This window comes from Paenibacillus xylanivorans, assembly GCF_001280595.1.
Classification (GTDB): domain Bacteria; phylum Bacillota; class Bacilli; order Paenibacillales; family Paenibacillaceae; genus Paenibacillus; species Paenibacillus xylanivorans.
This window is the reverse complement of the sequence record NZ_LITU01000070.1, coordinates 86,373-105,471: the sequence shown is the minus strand read 5'-3', so window position 1 is coordinate 105,471 and position 19,099 is coordinate 86,373. Positions and strand designations below refer to the sequence as shown.

The window sequence follows — 19,099 nt, the reverse complement described above, 5'->3', positions numbered from 1 at the left end:
ATGCACAATGGATAAACAAAGCTGAACAGACATATTAGAAAAACAATTGCACCTTGATGGAACAGCGGGAGCGGGAGAGGGAGGACATGTAATGTTACAGCTTTCGGAAAAACAAGCACAGGATATTGTCGATAAAATGATGCAGGACATCCCCTACAACATCAACATCATGAACGAGCAGGGCATTATCATTGGAAGTGGACAAAAAGAACGGGTAGGCACGATTCACCAAGGAGCGGTCCGTGCCCTGACCACCGGAGACCGCGTCGAAGTCTGGCAGGATGGCAGATTGGAGAAGATGGGCACCAACGAGCCAATCCGGATCAATCATCAGCACGTCGGTGTCATCGGCATTTCCGGGCATCCGGATGAAGTCCGCCCTTTCTGCAACATTGTGCGCACAACCGTATCCCTCCTGATCGAACAACGCAATCAATTGGAAAATATGGCCCATGAAGCTTCTCGGAAAAAAGCCTTTCTGGAACGACTGCTTGCCCACTCCGGTTCCTATTCGCAGAAGATCAGGAAAGAAGCGGCGCAATACCACATCGATCTGCAACTACCGACCGTTCTTCTATACATTCGCTTTCCCCATGAGGCCCCTGAGTTTAACACGGAGACAAGCCGGGTATTACTACAGCTCCCCTCGTTCTCAATCGAGGAGGATGGTCTTACGCAGATCATCCTGATCCAGAGCGAATCCGACGTTGATTCGATCGTCCAGCTTGTACATCAGGAACAGCCCCAAGCTTTCATCTCTGTTAGCAAACGGGAATCGAGCATTGCCGTCTGTTATGAACAGGCGAAGTCTGCCATGAACATCGTACTCGCGCTCCGCCCTGCTGCACCACTAATCCGTTATGATGATGTCCAGTTTCTGGTGCGCTTCAGCACGGCCAATCTGACCCGCCAGAACAACGTCGTCAGTAAGCTGGAGGACACAGCCGATCTGCTGGACACGCTTCGAAGCTTCATTCATCAAAATGGCAGCATGTCAACGACTGCTGAAGATCTCAACATCCATCGCAACACACTGCAATATCGGCTCAAACGGATCCAAGCCCTTACAGGCAAAGACCCGCACAATTGGCTGGAACTCATTGAACTTACCCATGGACTACTCGCATCATATCAGTAGACCCCAATACAAAAAGAGACTGTACCGGAATGCCCTGTCCATCCGGACATGCACCGTTCAGTCTCTTTATGCTCCGAATACTCCTCACATAACCGAATCACAGAATGTTAAGAAATCAGTCCTAATTTCAGCACTCTCGCAATATTCTCGGTTGTACGCTCCACATTCTCTGGACCTTCGCGTAAAAGTCGTTCCAGATCAGACGCTCCCGGCACAATACCGAACACCGCATCAATACCTTCCGTGTACAACGTATCTATTCCTTCACCAACGTAACCGGCGATGGCGATAACCGGCTTGCCTGCGTCCTTGGCTGCCCGCGCCACACCGTAAGGTGTCTTGCCAAATTTCGTTTGAAAATCAATGCCGCCTTCGCCCGTAAACACTACATCCGCATGTACCAACTTATCACGCAGGCCTGTATATTCAATGACAATTTCAATGCCTTTGCGCAACACAGCCTGTGTAAAAATCAAAAGCCCTGCACCCAGACCGCCTGCTGCACCTGCCCCCGGCACATCACGTATATCCTTGTGCAGCTGCTGCTGCACCACATCCGCATAATGGGACAGATTCGCATCCAGTAGCTGCACCATCTTCGGTGTAGCCCCCTTCTGCGGTCCAAAAACCCGGGAGGCGCCATGCTCCCCGCATAATGGATTCGTTACATCACAGGCCACAATGAGCTCTACGTCCTGCAATCGTTTATCCAGGCCGGATACATCGATATGAGCCAACTGATCAAGTACCCCGCCTCCGCGCGCAAGTGGATGCCCGTCTGCATCCAGGAACTTCGCGCCAAGCGCTTCGGCCATACCTGTTCCCCCATCGTTAGTAGCACTGCCGCCGATCCCGATAATAATTTTGCGAATGCCCTGATCCAGACACGCCCGAATCAGCTCTCCAGTGCCATAGGTTGTCGTGCGGAGCGGGTCCCGAGTTTCCTTTGTCACCAGATGAATACCGCTCGCCGATGCCATCTCAATCGCTGCCGTTAACCCATCGCCCAGAATGCCATACTGCGCCGTTACAGGCTGCCCCAGTGGCCCACTCACCTCTCTATGGTGGATTACACCGCCAGAAGCATCCACCAGCGACTGTACGGTGCCTTCGCCTCCGTCAGCCATCGGTACATGAATATAGCTCGCGGTAGGGTAAATTTTACGCAATCCTTTTTCCATGGCCACACATACTTCTTTCGCTGTCATACTCTCTTTAAATGAATCCGGTGCCAGTACAAATGTCGTCTCTCTCATCTTCTCCCACCCCATCCATGTTATTAAAGGATAAATCCGTAGATTAACGTCGCTACAATTGCCATCGTTCCACCCACAATCGCTTCATAAGGAATAACGCCCATCCGCTGCTTGATTGTCATCTTCATGCTATCTGCCGAGACGTGAAAGTAATTGCCTTGGGGCAGTGAATCGATAACTGTCGCACCTGTGTGCACCATAACCGCCGCTGCGAGCGGAGCGGTTCCCATGTTCAGAATCGCATCACCGAATGAACCGGTGGCAAGTATGACCCCTGTCGAGGTGGAAGCCGTTGCTGCCGCCAAATTTTCGTACGATGGCCTGGGCAATCGTCTCTGCCGCCCCCGACTCCATCATGACACCGGCAAGCACCCCGGCAGCCAGAACGCGGAGCACGGTACCCATGACACTTTGCGTGCCGTTCACCAGTATGTTTACGGTCTCTTCCAGATTGGCCCCGCCAATTAAAGCGCCTACAATTGCGCCCAGAAATAAAGAGTAGACCGGATTCAGCTTCTTCAGAATCAGTATAATCGCAATCGCAAGTCCTGCCAGTGCGCCGATCCAGCTAATTGTTAAAGGTTCCATTGTCCATTGCCCCCCATGCACTTGTTGAACACGCTTTCATTATAGTTGCTGGTGAGCCAAATAAATATTGATGAACAGACGAAATTCATTGTGCATATGCACAATGAGGAATAGGATTATATCGAAAGGGCTTATCCTTTCAGTAGGCTTGGCCGCACGGCCGGTCAGCGTGATGCGCCAAACTTGCAAGGAGCTAACGAATCTACCGCACCCTAAGCATCCGATTTTAAAAAATTGGAAATTCTAACGAACTTCAGTGACGTTATTCCGGCGCAGATACCGTGTTAGAGCCTAAAAATCAACCCCATCGATGGAATAACGTCTCTGTGATTCGTTACATCTCAGAACGGTGCAAATGGCGGCGAATAACGTGTGTCAGGTTCGTTAAACCAAAAAAAGCCGAACAAGGGGCGTCCACCGTCAGGCTAATGACTTATAGGACAGCCCGTCCCATCACACGGATATGTTCGCCGATTCCTAGAGCAGAACACGGTGTTCCATAATATTTTTCATACTGATATGGGATTTGGATGGTCCAAGCTTCACAAGGGAGTCCTGAAACTCAGCAAGCTCTTCAATGGTTGCCGTCTGTACCTTGATCAGATAGTTGTACTCACCGCTGATGCGGTATAAATCCGTGACTTCAACGGCCTGTTCACAGAAGTGAACGAATTCCTCACAATGCTCTGTTTTGAGTAAAATAAAAGTCGTTGTCCCGCGGTTTAGCTTGGCCAGATCATAGATTGTTGCATATCCCGATATGACCCCATTTTCCTCCAGTTTGAGGATTCTCTCCTTAACGGAAGGTTGGGACATGTTCACCTCTTTGCTAATCTGTACAATTGGCATGCGTGCATGGTGTTGCAGCAAGCGCATGATCTGCTGGTCAATTTCATCTATAACATAACCCATTTGTAGACCCTCCCGAGAATGAGGCTAATTTAATAAGTTTTTTTGGACAAAAGAGCTCATTAATTGTGACTCTCACCCCATTATATCCTTTGATATCGCATGGTTCCAATGTGCCGCTCCCTTTATACTTTAGAATACAATCTGAAGAAGGAGTGATGGAGCATGAGTGTAAAAGGACTGGCTCACGTAGCCATTCAAGCACGTAATTATGAGGATACCCTCTCATTCTATACGAATGTACTGGGATTTAAAGTTGGTCACTCCTGGAGTCTGCCTGCCTTCCAAATTACCGAAGCGTGCATGCTGATCTCACCGGATCAGCGAACCTGTATTGAACTGTTTGATCCGGGAGCCGTTATCGCCGCCGAAGGCGAACGGGCAGACTCTCCCGAAGCTGTGAAGCATGGGGCTTTGCTGCATTTCGCCTTTTACGTGGACGATGTGGATGAGATATACGAGCGAGCGCTTGCTCATGGTGCTAAGCCTTATGTTCAACCCGATTGGATCTCACTTGGCGAGCCTTCGCTCCAGGTTCGAAATGCGGTTGTGCATAGTCCAAATGGTGAAGTGATCGAATTCCTCGAAGAAGTTGATTTTGATCGCTCCTCCGCACCGTCGATCTAACAATACACAAACAGAACAGCCTGTTGTCCGGAAATCCGTGGCAGCAGGCTGTTTCATGGTTTTATTTCTTGGAACCCGGCTCTTCGTTTTCCGGTTTATACTCCTTTAACTTCCCTTCATACACTAGCTGTAGTTGTTCACTCTGACGAAAATCATCCGGGGTCACCAGCGCAGGCAGTTTGTTCCACAGCTTGATGCCTGAGCGTTGCAAAATCTCGGCAACAAATTGCGAGCAAAAGTAGGAGTTGCTGAACTCCACCGGTTCTTTCAATGTAATGCCAATCACACCAAGCAGATTGTACATATATTTCTGGCGGCTGCGAATGAAGATGTGCAGCACCCGCTTCATTTTTTCCACTTCACGCTCCGTCACCTGAAGCTCATAAATGACACATGTGGTATTTGGATATTTGCTGTATGTACCTGTCTGAATATCTTCCTCCACGAACCCGCCGTTCAGCGGATTACTCGGATGCTTGCGACCGAAGCTGTACAGCTCGGATAGTTCCCGGTCAAATGAGATGGAGGCATGATTGTATGGCGCTCTGGTGTAACTCTGAATAACCTTGGTAAACAATGTTCCTGTGTTCGTAAGCAGAATGTAGATCGAGCGTTCAGCTGTCATAACCAAATTTCCCCTTATCAAGTTGGCACTATTCCTTCATAATAACATAGGTATCCTATATTGGAATCTTACTTCTGGATAAGCAGGTGATTGTACTTGAGCAGTTCACTCTTTACTTTAACACTGATTTTTATCGCTTTACTGGTCATACATATCGTATACAAAATCATTACGAAGCTTCAGCCGGACAAGGATTATTCGGGCATTGGCAACAAAATCAAAACCTGGTGGGGCATGCTTGTCATCTTCTGTCTCGCCACCCTCTTCAATCCAATTGTCTCCCTGATCTCCCTCATGGTACTCACCTTTTTCGCGCTGAAAGAGTACTTCTCCATGATCCGCAGCACCCGCAAAGCAGACCGCAGGTTGTTTTTATGGGCGTATCTGGCGATTCCGGTGCAATTTTACTGGATCTATATCGGCTGGTATGGCATGTTTATTTTGTTTATTCCGCTGTATGTCTTCCTTGTACTGCCCCTGCCACGCTTGATTAATAAAGGGACGGTCGGTTTCCTGCGCAGTGTAAGCTCGACGCAGTGGGGACTGATGCTCATGGTATTCGGACTTAGTCATCTAGCCTACTTCCCGTTTGCAACACCGGAATATGGCGCAAAGCTGGTCCTGTTCCTGGTCGTGTTAACCCAGTTGAATGATGTCGTGCATTATCTGACCTCACTCTATCTGGGCAAACGCAAAGTGGTGCCCACCGCCAATCCTTTTTTGACATGGGAAGGGTTCGCCTGTGCATTCGTTGTCACCACCGCTGCCTCTTATTTCATTCATCCATACCTGACCCCGTTTGATGCACGTTTCGCGCTTTTCATCGGTGTGTTAATCGCTCTGGCTGGGTTCTTCGGAAGTCTGACGGTTTCTGTTCTGAAACGGGATTTGTTAATTGGAGATGACACCAAATTCGATGCACTGAAAAAAAGCTACCTGAGCCGAGTCGACAGCCTGACGTACACTTCTCCGGTCATGTTCCACGTGGTGCGTTATTTCTTCGACTTCATGTAGAGTAGTAGTACCCGTTAAAACACAAAGTTGAACGCCGCACGATCGACCAGTATGCGGTGTGACATTACGGCATCACTAAAAAGCAGCCATAAAGGCTGCTTTACATATTTAGGGGGAGAATTGAAGACGCACGCACAGTGTGTCCGTTTCATTCTCCATTTGGATCAACAGAAGAAGACGTAGCACACAGCAATAATCCGCCTGATTATTTTAATTTAATTTCCTTTTCCGAGGTGACTTCCTTCCCCTCGTCATTGGTAAATACAAACGTCGCTTTGCCCCGTTCCCCCTTCATCTCATCCGAATAGATAAGTCCGGAGAATTGCCCGTCACCGCTGATATAAAATCCTTCTTTTCCATTCCCACCATGCTCAATCGCTTCCTTGTAGGAATTCACAATCGTTACCGTGTTGGACGTCCAACGCATCTCGGTTAAAGCGTAACCCTCAGGGATTTGTTTGATCGCAAAATCAAAGCTGTTGCCTTCAGACGGCTTGTCCGTCTGGTCAATTACGATCATGACCTGTCCTTCCGCATCAGCAGAGGATTCCGATTGGGCGGTAGGTTTGCCCTCATTCCCACTTTCGTTCGCCTGATTATTGTTATTCTTCGCCTCAATATTGGGAACGGAACTATTCCCTGCTTCCTCTATGGGCTGCTTCGATTGTGGATAGGCGTGTTCCTGTACGGATTCATTGTTGTTTTTCGCTCCACATGCGCCGGTCAGCAACAGGATACATAGGGCAGAAACCCAGAGTATAGATTTATTTGTATTGAGATTCATCATTGGAACTCCCTTCATGTTCATCTAAAGTTACGAGCATTATGCATTCTTTCAAAGATAACGTTCCAATCATCAGCAACTCTTATAGTAATTACTACACCATATCGTCTCACATTAAGCTCCATATTATGTAAATGAGTTATAAGATAGCTCGATTATTTCATCGATTGTGCCCTATAAACTTAATTTAAATCAGGTACAAAACATAATTGGGATGACGTTCTGAAGTGCGTCTCCCTGGATATTGATGAGGAAAGCGTCATGATTGATGCCACGATTGTGCGTGTTCACCAGAATGGATCAGGCGCAAAAGGGGCAAGGCAAGCGATCGGACGTTCCCGCGAGTACTAAGCACCAAAATTCATACCGTAGTTGATGCGCTCGGAAACCCACTTCAATTCGAATTAACGGGGGATGAAGCTCATGACTCTGTCCAGGGCTTTATTGGAAATTGCTGATTGTGATTTAGATAACATAAAGTTAACCTTATTCATAAATAATGTTAATTTTATGTCATTCATCACTTAAATTGCTCTGATATAATTTCTGCTAGGTAGATAAATGGGGAATAAATTGTTGAAAAATGAGCGACATCGAAAAATAAAGTAAAAGCATCCCCCCATTTGATATACAGCAGTGAAGGATTACTCGCTGTATGGAAGTAGCTTTTAGCACATGGTGATATAAAAAACGATGGAACAGGAGATTTTAATCCATACGTGGATTAACTCAGTTATCAAGCGAGTAAACATGCGAAAACATAATTTTATAGTAGGAGTGTGAGATATGAAAAAAACATTATTGGCTTGTATGATGATAATGCTGATGTTAGCATCAGCTTGTGGAAAGGTTGAAACGACTTCAAGTTCAAATACATCTAGTGAGCCAAAACCTGAAGCAAAGGAGTCTACCAGTCCAGCTAGCACCTCCGAGTATTGTTCGCAAGGACGTGTAAAATTGGATAGTGAAACTGAAAAATTTATTTACGGAACTTGGAAAGTTAAGAAGCACCTTGGGTTTGCAAATTCTTATAATGATGCTTCTGAATATCCAACAGGGCAAAAATTTATTGGGGATGACCTTATAATCGAAAAAGACCTTTTTTCATCTAAAGGACTTAAAAACTATAGTGATTATCAATATGAGCTGAAGAATCCATTATATGAAATTACATCAACATGCGATAACGCTGACGCATTTTATAGACTATATAAAATAGATATGCCGGATCTGAATGCTAATGATGTAGTAAAAGCCATCGATATAAGTGATCCATCAACAAAGCTCAGTATACCTGTTAGCGTAAGTTTCTTTGTTGTTAATAACGATAGGCTGATCTTATTATCAGAGGGGACTATTTTTGAGCTTGAAAAAACGGATGACTAGATGAGTTTGCTTATGGTAATAAATTTTGTGATAAAAGAAAGAAAGGTAAGCCATAAAGGCTGACCTTTCCTGTATGTGTTGTAAGACGATTAAACTATAGTGTATATACTGGATATTTATGAGTATAACCCGAGCCTTTACAGAATAGTTCAGCTTCTTCATTTCTACGTCTTTGCAAACTTCTATCATATGAAAATGCTTTACTTACTAGTTTAGAATAATTGTCAAGTTCCTGAGTTGAACGTGGCCCTTGGAAAGATGGGTAGATTAGCTTGTATGCAAGCAGAGCTTCTACATCATCGGTACTAAGCACACCAGAGCCTGCATTAAAAGTAAGCGAAACAAGTGCATCAAACTGATTTTGTGAAAGGGACATACCTGCAGGAAGTGCCACTTTATTTACGGATGCTACAGCACTTGCAGTATCATTGGTGAAAAATGTATTTGCCTGAGACTGAGTAATTGGAGAAGTATAACTGAGTCCCAAAGATTTTGATAGAGCGTCAGCTTGTGCTTGGGTTAAAGTTGTATTTGCTGTGTATGTTTTAGACTTTGTTATCAGATGTCCATATCCAACTGTTGGAAAACCTTTTGGATCGGCATAGAATTTTAAGTTAAGTCCCTCATGCCCTTTCATAAAAGTTGCTCCATTAGCGCTTAGATTTGCCATAATAAATCACTCCTAAAGTTATTTTTATTAGTTATGAGAGCAATAAGGAGGAATCATAGCCAGAATAACCATTCCCAAGTTTTCTGCGATGCCGTATTGCCTTCACATATATATAAAGAGAAATAAGGCTCTTTTTTTACAACCACGCTCCAAATTTTATTTCAATTCACTAGTATCGAAAGTCTGTATCACCTCAATTATTTTGACATAGAGTTCCTGTCTTAAATCATCTCGATGATCAGGGGGGGACTTGTCGCAAGGAGGCTTTGATCTTTGGTGTGAAAGATTCTAGGATATGTAATGTTGCCTCGTGATCGTGGTGTTGCTGTGCTCGTACTAAAAGTTCGGCCAACATAAAATCACCGCTTTACGTTTTTTTGTATTTCATTCTTCAAGCCATTAATGGCATCGCTTAGATCAGATATTTTTTTTCAAAACGAATAAGTAGATACAAAGTAATTGCAATCGGAAAACCTAAATTAGCAATAAAAGTAGCAATGTCACCCTCCGTCATAATTCATCCCCCTTCCGTTATTAAGCTGCGCAATTTAGTTAGAGCTTTTAAGCGGTGTTTCGAGACATTTTGTTGGGATACTCCCAATATTCTGGCTATTTCCTTGTCATTTAGTGCTTGTACTTAAGCAAAAGATAAAATCTGTTTTTGTTGTGCTGAGAGGGATTCATAAGCTTGATAAAGTGAGTGCTCCGTAATGTGATCTTTTAAATTTGGTGGCACAGATTCTGAATCATGAACAGTAAGTAAGACAGATTCTAGGTTTTCATCGTTGTCTAAAGTCAGCGGGAATCCTCCATTTTTCGGTGTCTTATCCGGCTGACTGCTTCTAGACGAAGTCATTCAGAACTACGTATATATCGGTGGACTATGCATATTCCTAGGGATCTTTTTGGTAAACTGGAGTGGACGGACAAATCATAAGAAAACATCATCCAAATAAGCATGCTGCATGTTCAAATAAAAATATTCATGCCTGATTTTCGGCGATGCCCTGTGCATCGTTTTTTTATAATCAATTTGTGGAACTACGAAACGATACGACAAGGGAGAATACAGAACGAATTCGTCGTGACCTAGTGATATGTATAGCTCGTTTTGATACATCTATTGAAGTAAGGACGTGCGCCAATGATCTCTGCTGATCTGAAGAAACAATACTATGAGGCTCTTGTGGCTAAGGATTCGGAATACGAAGGTTTATTCTATGTAGGCGTCAAGACGACGGGTGTATTCTGTCGGCCTACCTGCCCCGCCCGAAAGCCGAAGTTCGAAAACTGTGAATTCTATGCGACGGCGCAGCAGGCATTGCTTGCTTCGTATCGTCCTTGCCAGCGCTGCCGTCCGTTATCTCATCCTAATCAGGTATCTGATGTGGTACGCATATTGGTGGAAGCGGTGGAGAAAAATCCGGAGAAACGCTGGAAAGGCCAGGATTTCAAGGCATTATCCATCGATGAATCCACCGCCAGACGTCAGTTCAAGAAGCGATTTGGCATGACATTTGTCGAGTATGCCCGCGCCCGTCGCATGGGACTGGCCCTGAAAAATATTCGCTCCGGTCGTACGGTCATTGATGCCCAGCTGTCCACCGGTTACGAATCCGGCAGCGGGTTCCGGGATGCCTTCTCGCGAATCATGGGCGCAGCGCCTACACAAGTGGATGAAGAGCATGTCTTGAAGGCATCCTGGATCGACACACGTCTTGGACCCATGATGGCTGTAGCCGATGAGAAAGCATTATATCTGCTCGAATTCGTGGATCGCAGAGGTCTGGAGCGTGAAGTAGAACGATTACGCAAACGGACAAAGTCAGCCATTGTTCCTGGAGTAACAGAGCCGATTCGTTCCATTGAACGGGAACTTGCACAGTATTTTGAAGGCACGTTAACTGTATTCCATACCCCGTTGTTCTGGTTAGGAACACCATTCCAGAAGAGTGTATGGGAGCAGTTGATTGCGATCCCGCCGGGGGAGACGAGGTCATATCAGGATATTGCGAATGCACTGGGTAAACCCACAGCATGTCGAGCGGTAGCACAGGCCAACGGAGCCAATCAGCTGGCCATTGTTATTCCATGTCACCGTGTGATCAATGCCAGTGGTGAACTGGGTGGATACGGAGGAGGTCTGACACGTAAAAACTGGCTTTTAACTCACGAAAAGCAGGGTGATAACTGAGTAGCTCAAGAGAAAAGAACGGCAAGTAGTATGAAGGATTACAGCTATGTAACGGAGGAGATAAGTATTATGAGTACCCTACAAGAAAAGGCGACGTTATTCCACCAATCCCATATGAAAGGTAATCCATTGGTTCTGGTCAATGTCTGGGATGCCGGAAGCGCACAAGCCATCCAATCTGCTGGAGCAACAGCAATCGCTACTGGCAGTTGGTCTGTAGCTGCCGCCCACGGCCAACAAGATGGCGAAGCGATGCCTTTCCAGCTGGTTCTGGACAATCTGTCCCGGATTACAGCAAGCGTGAATTTACCTGTAACGATCGATATTGAGGGAGGGTATGGCAAGTTTGCGTCAGAAGTGAAGGAAAATGTGAGCCAAGTGATCCATCACGGTGCCGTGGGAGTTAATATCGAGGATCAGCTCACCGATGGAATTGGACTGTACACTGTGGAGGAGCAATGCCTGAGACTGTCGGCTGCCCGGGAAGCTGCGGATGAGGCAGGCATTCCACTGTTCATTAACGCCCGCACAGATGTCTTTTTGCAAAATGCACCTGAACAACACAATCACACTCTCTTGGAAAAAGTGCTGATTCGTTCCAATGCATATGCAGAAGCAGGAGCCAGCGGGCTATTCGTTCCAGGCTTACAGAATCCACAACTGATTCAGGAATTGTGTGAACGTTCGTCGCTTCCGGTCAACGTGATGGTTACATCCCGCGAGCCTTTACCAAAACAACTTGCCGAGCTGGGTGTGGCACGCATAAGCTATGGGCCTTATCCTTATCTGCAAGCGATGGAACACCTGAAAAAGTTCGGGCGAAATATTCTGTCTGGAAGTTAACAGAAAGGCGCACTTCTCATTTTTCACCAGAGGGAGACTTACTTCCTCACAATTTTTAATATAAGCGTCTATTATAAAGCGATCATCTATGATGTGAATCCTCAAACAGGTGCTAGAATGCACCTGTTTGAGGATGCTTATTCCTTTTCACCTATGTTATAATCACCACTACCCAACACTAACAGGAGGAAAATATGCTTAACGTTGAACAAAAGCTTGAAGTGCTACAATCGTATCCCCAACTGCAACGCAAAGATGTTTCTCTCGGTCGTGTTAATTTCCATTATGAAGAAAGTGCGTATGACAAAAAGATTGTTGCTTTCCATATTCATCCTAACGGTAACGGTTATATCTATGCAGGGCTACTGCCCAACTATGAGACCGATGATAAAGGATTCGTCAATATTCGTGATTACTCCGAAGCAGATCTACGCACATTGTTAGATGAAACGATCAAAGCGATGTCTTACAACCCCAACGAAGTAGAATCAAAAGAGCCAGAACAAGCAAAAGCTGCTCCTATATTGGCTACAAGCTCTGCTGGCGGCGGAACATGGATCGATGAAGATGGACATACACTTACTTTAAAATATGAAGATGACATGTGGTATGTGTATTCCGGTCTTAATCTGGATATGGCTTTCGAATCTCGTAGCGAAGCTGGCGAGTATCTCAAAGACGAAGGATTTAAACCACAAGCTCAAGCTTAACTCATACAAAAAAACACGAGGCGTGTATATACTCCCTCGTGTTTTTCTGATCTTAATGGATAGTTAGCCTGCTTCATCAAAAGCGTCTCTTATCAGTCTTTTCTGCCTTTCATTGTAAGCGGCGCATTCTTCATCATGGGATACGTACTCAGAAGGAGAGCACCTCCAATGGCCCCCAGTGTGGTGACCAATGCGATAAGATTGACATTCGTAAACCACTGGACCCACACGCTCAGATCGGATAGAACAATTACCAGCGTGACGATTAAGCTAGCCCCAAAGAACAGGACGAAAAAATTACGCATCCCCAATCGAATCCAACAGACCGTTGAAAAGATGGATAATCCCAGCACCAGAAAACCAATCATCAGATCAAACCACAGGTAGGGAAAAAAATGATATTCACTTGAATACAGCATTCCTGGTTGATAAAAGGTTACGTCAAGCGTTCCATATTCATGGAGAAGATGCATAATGAAATAAATGACATTCAGTATGCCAATCGTCGCCACGACCATCCATATCGAATTGATATAAAAGGATTTCATAAACTGTATTCGTGTACTGCCCATACCTATTGCAACCGGAAACAATGTTATGATCCCCGCGATCGCAAAAGCACAGATTCCTCCGTACATTGGACCAAATAATTGCGTCGTATACGTCACATCAAATATGAATCCAATAGCCAAATAGACGACTGTAAGCATGAGTGTAATCGACGAGAAAATCATTAAATACCAGCGCATATCATCCAGAATCAGCCGGTTCGTACCTTTCGTTGCGTTCATCGCTTAACCCCCTCTTGATTACGGGTCCTGTTAATCAAATAATCTTGTAATGTCGCCTTCTCAATGGAAAGCCCTTGTGCATGAGCAATGTCTTTCCACACTTTGCAGTACGGCTCATCAATCATCACTCTCATGGTCGATCCCATCTGGGAAGATTCTATAACCTCCACGTCAGCTGTGACACGGTTGATGTCATCAATCCCTCCTGTTAGAAGAACTCCTTTTTCACGCATCTCTTCCATAGGCTGATTAAGTAACACTTTTCCCGCTTGTAGAACGATGAGGGACTCACATAAAGGCTGAATCTCCTCAATATGATGGCTTGATATTAGAATTAGACGCGGGTTATCTTCATAAGTCTCCAGTAAAGCATTGTAGAAGTATTTACGTTTCTCGGCATCAAGTCCATTGGTGGGCTCATCAAGAATCGTTACCCTTGCATTACTGGCAAGCCCCAGTATCATCTGGGCGGCGGTCTTCATGCCTTTTGAGAATTTGACGATCTTCTTCTTCACTGGCAATTCGAACCTATCGATTAACTGCTCCGCAAATGCCTGATCCCACTGTGGATGGAAGTATTGACCGAATCGAACCATGTCGTTGATCGTCCAGTTTCTACCCAGGGGATGGTTCTCCTGTATATAACACAGGTTTTCCTGCGCAGCCAAATTGTTGTAAGGGTCCTGGCCCATCACTTGAATGGTTCCAGCATCAGGTCGGTTATGACCTGCGAGCAGACTCATCAGGGTTGTTTTGCCGGCACCGTTTCTCCCCCACATTGCACTGATAATCGGCTCACTCTCAGTTAAAGTCACGTTGTTCAGCACGGGTGTCTGTTGATAGCTGTAGGTCACCTGCTCGATCTGAATCATAATTCACTCTCCTTATCCTTCTTGCCTCGGATCAAATCAACAATCATGTCCTCATTCATGTGAATCCGTCTGGCCTCTTCAAGTAAAGGCTTGATATATTCCTCGTAGAAATGCTGCTTTCGTTCAACAAGCAATGCTTCCCGGGCTCCCTTTGCAACAAACATGCCAACACCTCGTTGTTTGTATATGATGCCTTTGTCTACAAGCGATTGAAGTCCTTTCCGTGCCGTGGCTGGATTAATATTGTAAAAGCGAGAGAGTTCATTGGTTGAAGGGACCTGTTCCTCCACCATCAATCTGCCGTCTACAATGTCATCCATAATCATCATGGATATCTGATGAAAAATGGGCTGAGATTCATCCAAATTCGATTTCATGCGATTCCAACTTTCATTCATCGTTAATTAGTTAGTCGGTTAGTTACTCATGTGACTAACTATAGTGCACGAAAACCAATATGTAAATAGGCGAACCACTAATTGATCAACTTTTTCATTTTGGCTCGATTGTATTGATTAATAAGGCCGTCCAGAACTACAGATTGCTGGATAACTTCAGGATGAAGCAGACTGCCGTATTCCGACTGCAGGCGGTGAAGCTGTTGTCTGGCTTCTTCGATCTGTGACATTAACTCCAGGCAATCCATAGTACCCCTCCTTTTTGTCATATTTTAGTTTATTATGCCAATCGATAGGCCGCAAGGGGTACGACATACTTTTTCTTCCACCAGACGCAAAAAAAGACGCCTCTGAATGAATATTCAGAAGCGTCCCTTACCAATTTTTTAAGTTCCAAATCCGTGGTCAGCAGTTCTCATAATTGCGGGGTCTGGAACTTCCTTACCTGAGACAGGTTCCGTAGCAGGAGCTACAATGTAAATAATAATACTACATGTAGCTATCAGCAAAGCCAACTTTCTCTTCATTGAGTTTCTGCACCTCACTAATGATCAATTTGTATTGCTGTTTCGCCGTCTCAGTTGCAAACTCCCTATATTGCTCAAACAGTCCGACACCTCTAAGCATACCTCGTCCACTGCTAATTTCAATAGAGAATTGCAAACTATCCAGAACAAATTGTATTCCTGTGAAATACTCGTCCTTCTTTAGATAATACGCAGCGAGATCTGCTAAAAGACGTAGATATCGATCATCTGTAACCTGTCTGCTGACTTTTCCAATTCGGTTGCTCTGTTCTTGGTACGCAAAGTATGATTCATACTGTTCGAGCACATCATCAATATTTTTATCATAGCGATTCGCAGCAGTCACAATATCACAAAGCGCCGGGAAAATCTCATTTTCTTTTGTTGAGATATAATTCAAATATTCAGGCAACACATCAAACTGTCCGCTCATTAATTGATATATATAACGGTTGCCCTCAGCCCATTCCTGAAACTGATTCATAACTACCATTTCGTCCTGATCAGGGTTCTTCACCCAACTGTTATCCGTATATAAAGAAACATATTTAAGCGCGCTTTGATAGTCTTTAAGTTGATAGCACGCACTCCCTGAAGCCAAATAGGAATACAGAATGTAGAACACAATCGGTCTTTTGGTTTCTTCCTGTTTCCTTCTCCCGTTCAGCTCATAATGGATGGTTGCTTTCACCCTTAACTTCTCGGACAGCTCCTGTACTTTATTCCATCTGTGCAAGGCACCAAAAGCATTAATCAATTCGTTGAGCGCATCCAGCTGGTAGCGTTCATCGAGCCGATCCACATAGTATTCGAATTGAGCGGCGATGATCAGATTTCGTTGCTGATCATTGGTCAGTCCCAGCCTGAATAATCGATACTGACATAATGCGAGCCGTTCGGAGTGTTGCATTTTCTCACTTTCGGCTATCGTTTCATATAATAAAACGGCCGGTTTAAATTTACCAGCATGGTAGAATTCTTCAGCCAGATCAAATAACAAAGGAATGTAAGATAGATTATCCATCATCAACCGGATCACATCTTCAATACAATTCAATTTATCCAATTCTGCACATCGATGAAGGAATGGTCCCAGTCTTCGCCAGTCAGGGGCAGCATGGACAAAACACTCATCTATGTACAATTCATAGAAGTAACCTTCTTCAAGTCTCATAGCTGAAGTGATTCGATCCAGCTGCTGCATCGCAATCGGACGATTCTTGTTCAAAATATTGCTCAGCGTACCGGAGTTAATTCCTGACGTTTCCGAAAAAAGACTAATGGACATCTGCTCACGCTTCAGATAACTTTCTAAGTGATCGCGTATCGTGGTTGTCGGCTCCAAACTAACACCACCCTCCAAAATAAAAAACCATAAACAGGATTAACGGTATGCAAAAGTAATTATATGTAATAATTAAGCAAGGGTCAATAAGATAAATTCAACTAATTTGTATTAATTACAAAAAAAACCTTTTGTTAAAATAGAGGCCCTATCCTTATTTTATACCGGGAACGGACAAGCATCAAATAAAGGATAAAATAAAAACACGAGCGGCATATGCGCTCGTGTTTTACATGCAATATAGCAGAACGATCTGCTATATATATTACTCTTGGTTTAAGGTAGCACATTACCAGCCGCGCGATAAATTTCGTACCACTCTTGGCGTGTAAGGTGAACATCGCCAGCTTTGATGCAATCCTGCAAACGCTGGATATTCATCGTACCTGTCACTGGCTGCATTTGCGCCGGGTGACGCAGCAACCAAGCAATTGCGATAGTCGTGTTGGTCACTTCATATTTTGCAGCAATCTCGTCGATCTTCGCATTCAGTTCCGGGAACTTATCGCTGCCCAGGAATACGCCTTCGAAGAATCCGTATTGGAACGGGGACCATGGTTGAATTGTGATATCGTGCAGGCGGCAATAATCAAGAATACTGCCATCACGGTTAACCGCGGCATCGTTCTCCATATTCACGTTGATTCCACTGTCAATCATCGTGGTATTGGTAATACTCATCTGCAACTGGTTGGCCACCAGTGGCTGCTTCACGTATTTTTTCAACAGTTCGATCTGGTTCGGATTCTGGTTGGATATCCCGAAGTGACGTACTTTGCCTTCGCGCTCAAGTTGGTCAAAGGCTTCAGCCACTTCTTCCGGTTCAACCAATGTATCCGGGCGATGCAGCAACAGAACATCAAGATACTCAGTTTTCAAGCGTTGCAGAATGCCATCCACCGAATTCAAGATATGCTCTTTCGAGAAATCAAACATGCCTTTGCGGATACCGCATTTGGACTGAAGAATCATATTTTCACGAACCTGGGGATTCATCTGCACAGCCTCTGCAAAGATCTCCTCACACGCTCCGTTTCCATAAATATCAGCATGATCGAAGAAGTTCGCGCCTGCTTCCATGGCGGAATGAACAAAATGTTCAGCTTCTTTGCTGCTTAATGAATTAATTCGCATGCAGCCAACGGCTACAACCGGTATTTCGAGTGCGCTGCTGCCAAGTTTAATTGTTCTCAAGATGATTTCCCTCCATATTCGAATAGTATCGTACTCTAATTGCCATGATCATTGCCATCTAGTATATACTTGTCTTCCGTCTATGATTGTGACACAGAACTGCAATCGGTTTCAATGGAATTTTAGAACTCTTATATGGAATAATGGAGGTTTTTTTCTGTGTGATTCACTCGCCTATACTTCTTCCGGGACGATCACTTCAATATGCTGAGGCAATACACGGATTCGAATGGGCAGGGAAGGCCCTTCCTCTCCATCCACATTCGTGCGGATTGTTGCATCCGTCGAACGGACATGAACTTCTTTTGCCGTAAAATAGTCAACATCCTTGTGGTTCTTCAGATTGCCAAACAGCAGGGACGTTCCGAGTGTAACCGTATTGAAGACGTTCATGCTACGGATCACAAAACAATGAATTAACCCATCATCCACCGCTGCTTCCGGCGACAATTTCTCAAAACCTCCAACCGAATTGGTCAGCGCCGCGAGAAAAAGAGGAGACTCCCCCTCCCACGACTGCCCGTCATATTCAATGGTTAGTTGTTTGGCAGGTGTGTTCATCAGGTCTTTCAATCCTTCTTTCAAATAAGCGAATGAACCCAGCTTCGACTTTTCCTCCGACGACACCGAGAACAGCGCCTCCGCCAATGAACCGGCTGCCACCACGTTGGCAAACAGACGATCATTGATTTTACCGAGGTCCACCTTATGGATCTGCTCCGATCGCAACTGCCGAATGGCTTCCTCCGGATCAAGCGAGATATTCAGCGCACGCGCAAAATCATTCACCGTACCCAGCGGCACCACACCCAGTCTGGGACGATGCTCCTGATCCATCATGCCGTTAATCGTCTCATGTAACGTCCCATCCCCTCCAATGGAAATAACGAGATCACAGCCGTCTTGGCAGGCACTCAGGCAGTAGTTGGTCGCATCGCCCTCCCCGGCCGTCTCATTAATCACCACTTCATACTGCTGTGATTCAAGAATTTCCTGTACCTGGGACACATATTGCTGAGCTTCTTCTCTACCCGACGATGGATTGCTAATGATCATGGCTTGGCGCATACTCGCATCTTCTCCTCCAAATGGCATCTTTACTTCATCTATACCCTCTCTGCTATGGAGTTGAATAGGATTAGGGAGAGTTGTACAATTTTTTTTGAAAAAGATGGCTGGAAGAGTGCAGTATGGGGTTTGTATCATATAGAATAGAAGTAGATGCTCT

At 45.0% G+C, this 19,099-nt stretch carries 21 protein-coding genes and 1 pseudogene; 7 read left to right on the top strand and 15 right to left on the bottom strand.

What is annotated here, in order from left to right; translation table 11 throughout:
• Nucleotides 1-91 precede the first annotated feature (91 nt).
• Nucleotides 92-1,138, top strand: coding sequence for a CdaR family transcriptional regulator (locus AMS66_RS20350; protein WP_053782528.1), 1,047 nt, complete (start codon nucleotides 92-94; stop codon nucleotides 1,136-1,138).
• Nucleotides 1,139-1,245: 107 nt separating this feature from the next.
• On the opposite strand, the gene AMS66_RS20345 is transcribed toward AMS66_RS20350, so the two are convergent.
• The 3 genes and pseudogenes from AMS66_RS20345 to AMS66_RS20330 all read right to left on the bottom strand — a co-directional run bounded on the left by AMS66_RS20345 (nucleotide 1,246) and on the right by AMS66_RS20330 (nucleotide 3,894).
• Entirely contained in the window at nucleotides 1,246-2,394 is a 1,149-nt protein-coding gene (locus tag AMS66_RS20345; protein WP_053782527.1) for a glycerate kinase, read from the bottom strand.
• A 23-nt stretch (nucleotides 2,395-2,417) separates the two neighbouring features.
• Nucleotides 2,418-2,982: pseudogene (locus AMS66_RS31915) on the bottom strand (GntT/GntP/DsdX family permease).
• A 477-nt stretch (nucleotides 2,983-3,459) separates the two neighbouring features.
• On the bottom strand, nucleotides 3,460-3,894 hold the full coding sequence (locus tag AMS66_RS20330) for an Lrp/AsnC family transcriptional regulator (protein WP_053782524.1): 435 nt from the start codon (nucleotides 3,892-3,894) through the stop codon (nucleotides 3,460-3,462).
• A gap of 162 nt (nucleotides 3,895-4,056) precedes the next feature.
• On the opposite strand from AMS66_RS20330, the gene AMS66_RS20325 reads away from it, so the two are divergent.
• Entirely contained in the window at nucleotides 4,057-4,518 is a 462-nt protein-coding gene (locus tag AMS66_RS20325; protein WP_053782523.1) for a VOC family protein, read from the top strand.
• Nucleotides 4,519-4,579: 61 nt separating this feature from the next.
• Here AMS66_RS20325 and AMS66_RS20320 read toward each other — a convergent pair whose 3' ends face one another.
• Nucleotides 4,580-5,143, bottom strand: coding sequence for a hypothetical protein (locus AMS66_RS20320; protein WP_053782522.1), 564 nt, complete (start codon nucleotides 5,141-5,143; stop codon nucleotides 4,580-4,582).
• A gap of 96 nt (nucleotides 5,144-5,239) precedes the next feature.
• Here AMS66_RS20320 and AMS66_RS20315 point away from each other — a divergent pair, with 96 nt between their 5' ends.
• A complete protein-coding gene (locus tag AMS66_RS20315) occupies nucleotides 5,240-6,157 on the top strand; it encodes a phosphatidate cytidylyltransferase (RefSeq protein ID WP_053782521.1) in 918 nt (305 codons plus the stop codon).
• Between the two features lie 205 nt (nucleotides 6,158-6,362).
• On the opposite strand, the gene AMS66_RS20310 is transcribed toward AMS66_RS20315, so the two are convergent.
• A complete protein-coding gene (locus AMS66_RS20310; RefSeq protein WP_236703541.1) occupies nucleotides 6,363-6,965 on the bottom strand; it encodes a hypothetical protein in 603 nt (200 codons plus the stop codon).
• A 762-nt stretch (nucleotides 6,966-7,727) separates the two neighbouring features.
• Between AMS66_RS20310 and AMS66_RS20305 the strand changes: the two genes are divergently transcribed.
• Nucleotides 7,728-8,327: a hypothetical protein gene (locus tag AMS66_RS20305; protein ID WP_053782519.1), complete on the top strand. Its 600-nt coding sequence runs from the start codon at nucleotides 7,728-7,730 to the stop codon at nucleotides 8,325-8,327.
• Between the two features lie 94 nt (nucleotides 8,328-8,421).
• Here AMS66_RS20305 and AMS66_RS20300 read toward each other — a convergent pair whose 3' ends face one another.
• From AMS66_RS20300 to AMS66_RS34760, 3 genes are all read right to left on the bottom strand, one after another.
• A complete protein-coding gene (locus AMS66_RS20300) occupies nucleotides 8,422-8,997 on the bottom strand; it encodes a lysozyme (protein ID WP_053782518.1) in 576 nt (191 codons plus the stop codon).
• Nucleotides 8,998-9,409: 412 nt separating this feature from the next.
• Nucleotides 9,410-9,511, bottom strand: coding sequence for a YvrJ family protein (locus tag AMS66_RS31910; RefSeq protein ID WP_082350811.1), 102 nt, complete (start codon nucleotides 9,509-9,511; stop codon nucleotides 9,410-9,412).
• Nucleotides 9,512-9,514: 3 nt separating this feature from the next.
• Nucleotides 9,515-9,610, bottom strand: a complete 96-nt coding sequence (locus AMS66_RS34760) for a hypothetical protein (protein WP_144424572.1) — start codon at nucleotides 9,608-9,610, stop codon at nucleotides 9,515-9,517.
• Nucleotides 9,611-10,141: 531 nt separating this feature from the next.
• On the opposite strand from AMS66_RS34760, the gene AMS66_RS20295 reads away from it, so the two are divergent.
• From AMS66_RS20295 to AMS66_RS20285, 3 genes are all read left to right on the top strand, one after another.
• A complete protein-coding gene (locus AMS66_RS20295) occupies nucleotides 10,142-11,191 on the top strand; it encodes a bifunctional transcriptional activator/DNA repair enzyme AdaA (protein WP_053782517.1) in 1,050 nt (349 codons plus the stop codon).
• Between the two features lie 69 nt (nucleotides 11,192-11,260).
• Complete coding sequence (locus AMS66_RS20290; protein WP_053782516.1) at nucleotides 11,261-12,034, top strand: isocitrate lyase/PEP mutase family protein; 774 nt, start codon at nucleotides 11,261-11,263, stop codon at nucleotides 12,032-12,034.
• 194 nt (nucleotides 12,035-12,228) lie between these two features.
• On the top strand, nucleotides 12,229-12,744 hold the full coding sequence (locus AMS66_RS20285) for a hypothetical protein (protein ID WP_053782515.1): 516 nt from the start codon (nucleotides 12,229-12,231) through the stop codon (nucleotides 12,742-12,744).
• 92 nt (nucleotides 12,745-12,836) lie between these two features.
• On the opposite strand, the gene AMS66_RS20280 is transcribed toward AMS66_RS20285, so the two are convergent.
• The 7 genes from AMS66_RS20280 to AMS66_RS20255 all read right to left on the bottom strand — a co-directional run bounded on the left by AMS66_RS20280 (nucleotide 12,837) and on the right by AMS66_RS20255 (nucleotide 18,939).
• The gene (locus tag AMS66_RS20280; RefSeq protein WP_053782514.1) at nucleotides 12,837-13,535 is read right to left on the bottom strand and encodes a hypothetical protein; all 699 of its coding nucleotides are present in this window, start codon (nucleotides 13,533-13,535) and stop codon (nucleotides 12,837-12,839) included.
• Nucleotides 13,532-14,407, bottom strand: coding sequence for an ATP-binding cassette domain-containing protein (locus AMS66_RS20275; RefSeq protein ID WP_053782513.1), 876 nt, complete (start codon nucleotides 14,405-14,407; stop codon nucleotides 13,532-13,534). The genes AMS66_RS20280 and AMS66_RS20275 overlap by 4 nt, the downstream gene beginning before the upstream one ends.
• Nucleotides 14,404-14,784, bottom strand: coding sequence for a GntR family transcriptional regulator (locus tag AMS66_RS20270; protein ID WP_053782882.1), 381 nt, complete (start codon nucleotides 14,782-14,784; stop codon nucleotides 14,404-14,406). The genes AMS66_RS20275 and AMS66_RS20270 overlap by 4 nt, the downstream gene beginning before the upstream one ends.
• A 98-nt stretch (nucleotides 14,785-14,882) precedes the next feature.
• Nucleotides 14,883-15,053, bottom strand: a complete 171-nt coding sequence (locus AMS66_RS31905) for an aspartyl-phosphate phosphatase Spo0E family protein (RefSeq protein WP_076287270.1) — start codon at nucleotides 15,051-15,053, stop codon at nucleotides 14,883-14,885.
• A gap of 241 nt (nucleotides 15,054-15,294) precedes the next feature.
• A complete protein-coding gene (locus tag AMS66_RS20265; RefSeq protein ID WP_053782512.1) occupies nucleotides 15,295-16,677 on the bottom strand; it encodes a hypothetical protein in 1,383 nt (460 codons plus the stop codon).
• 276 nt (nucleotides 16,678-16,953) lie between these two features.
• Nucleotides 16,954-17,871: an aldo/keto reductase gene (locus AMS66_RS20260; RefSeq protein ID WP_053782511.1), complete on the bottom strand. Its 918-nt coding sequence runs from the start codon at nucleotides 17,869-17,871 to the stop codon at nucleotides 16,954-16,956.
• 174 nt (nucleotides 17,872-18,045) lie between these two features.
• On the bottom strand, nucleotides 18,046-18,939 hold the full coding sequence (locus tag AMS66_RS20255) for a diacylglycerol/lipid kinase family protein (RefSeq protein WP_053782510.1): 894 nt from the start codon (nucleotides 18,937-18,939) through the stop codon (nucleotides 18,046-18,048).
• Between the last annotated feature and the right edge of the window lie 160 nt (nucleotides 18,940-19,099).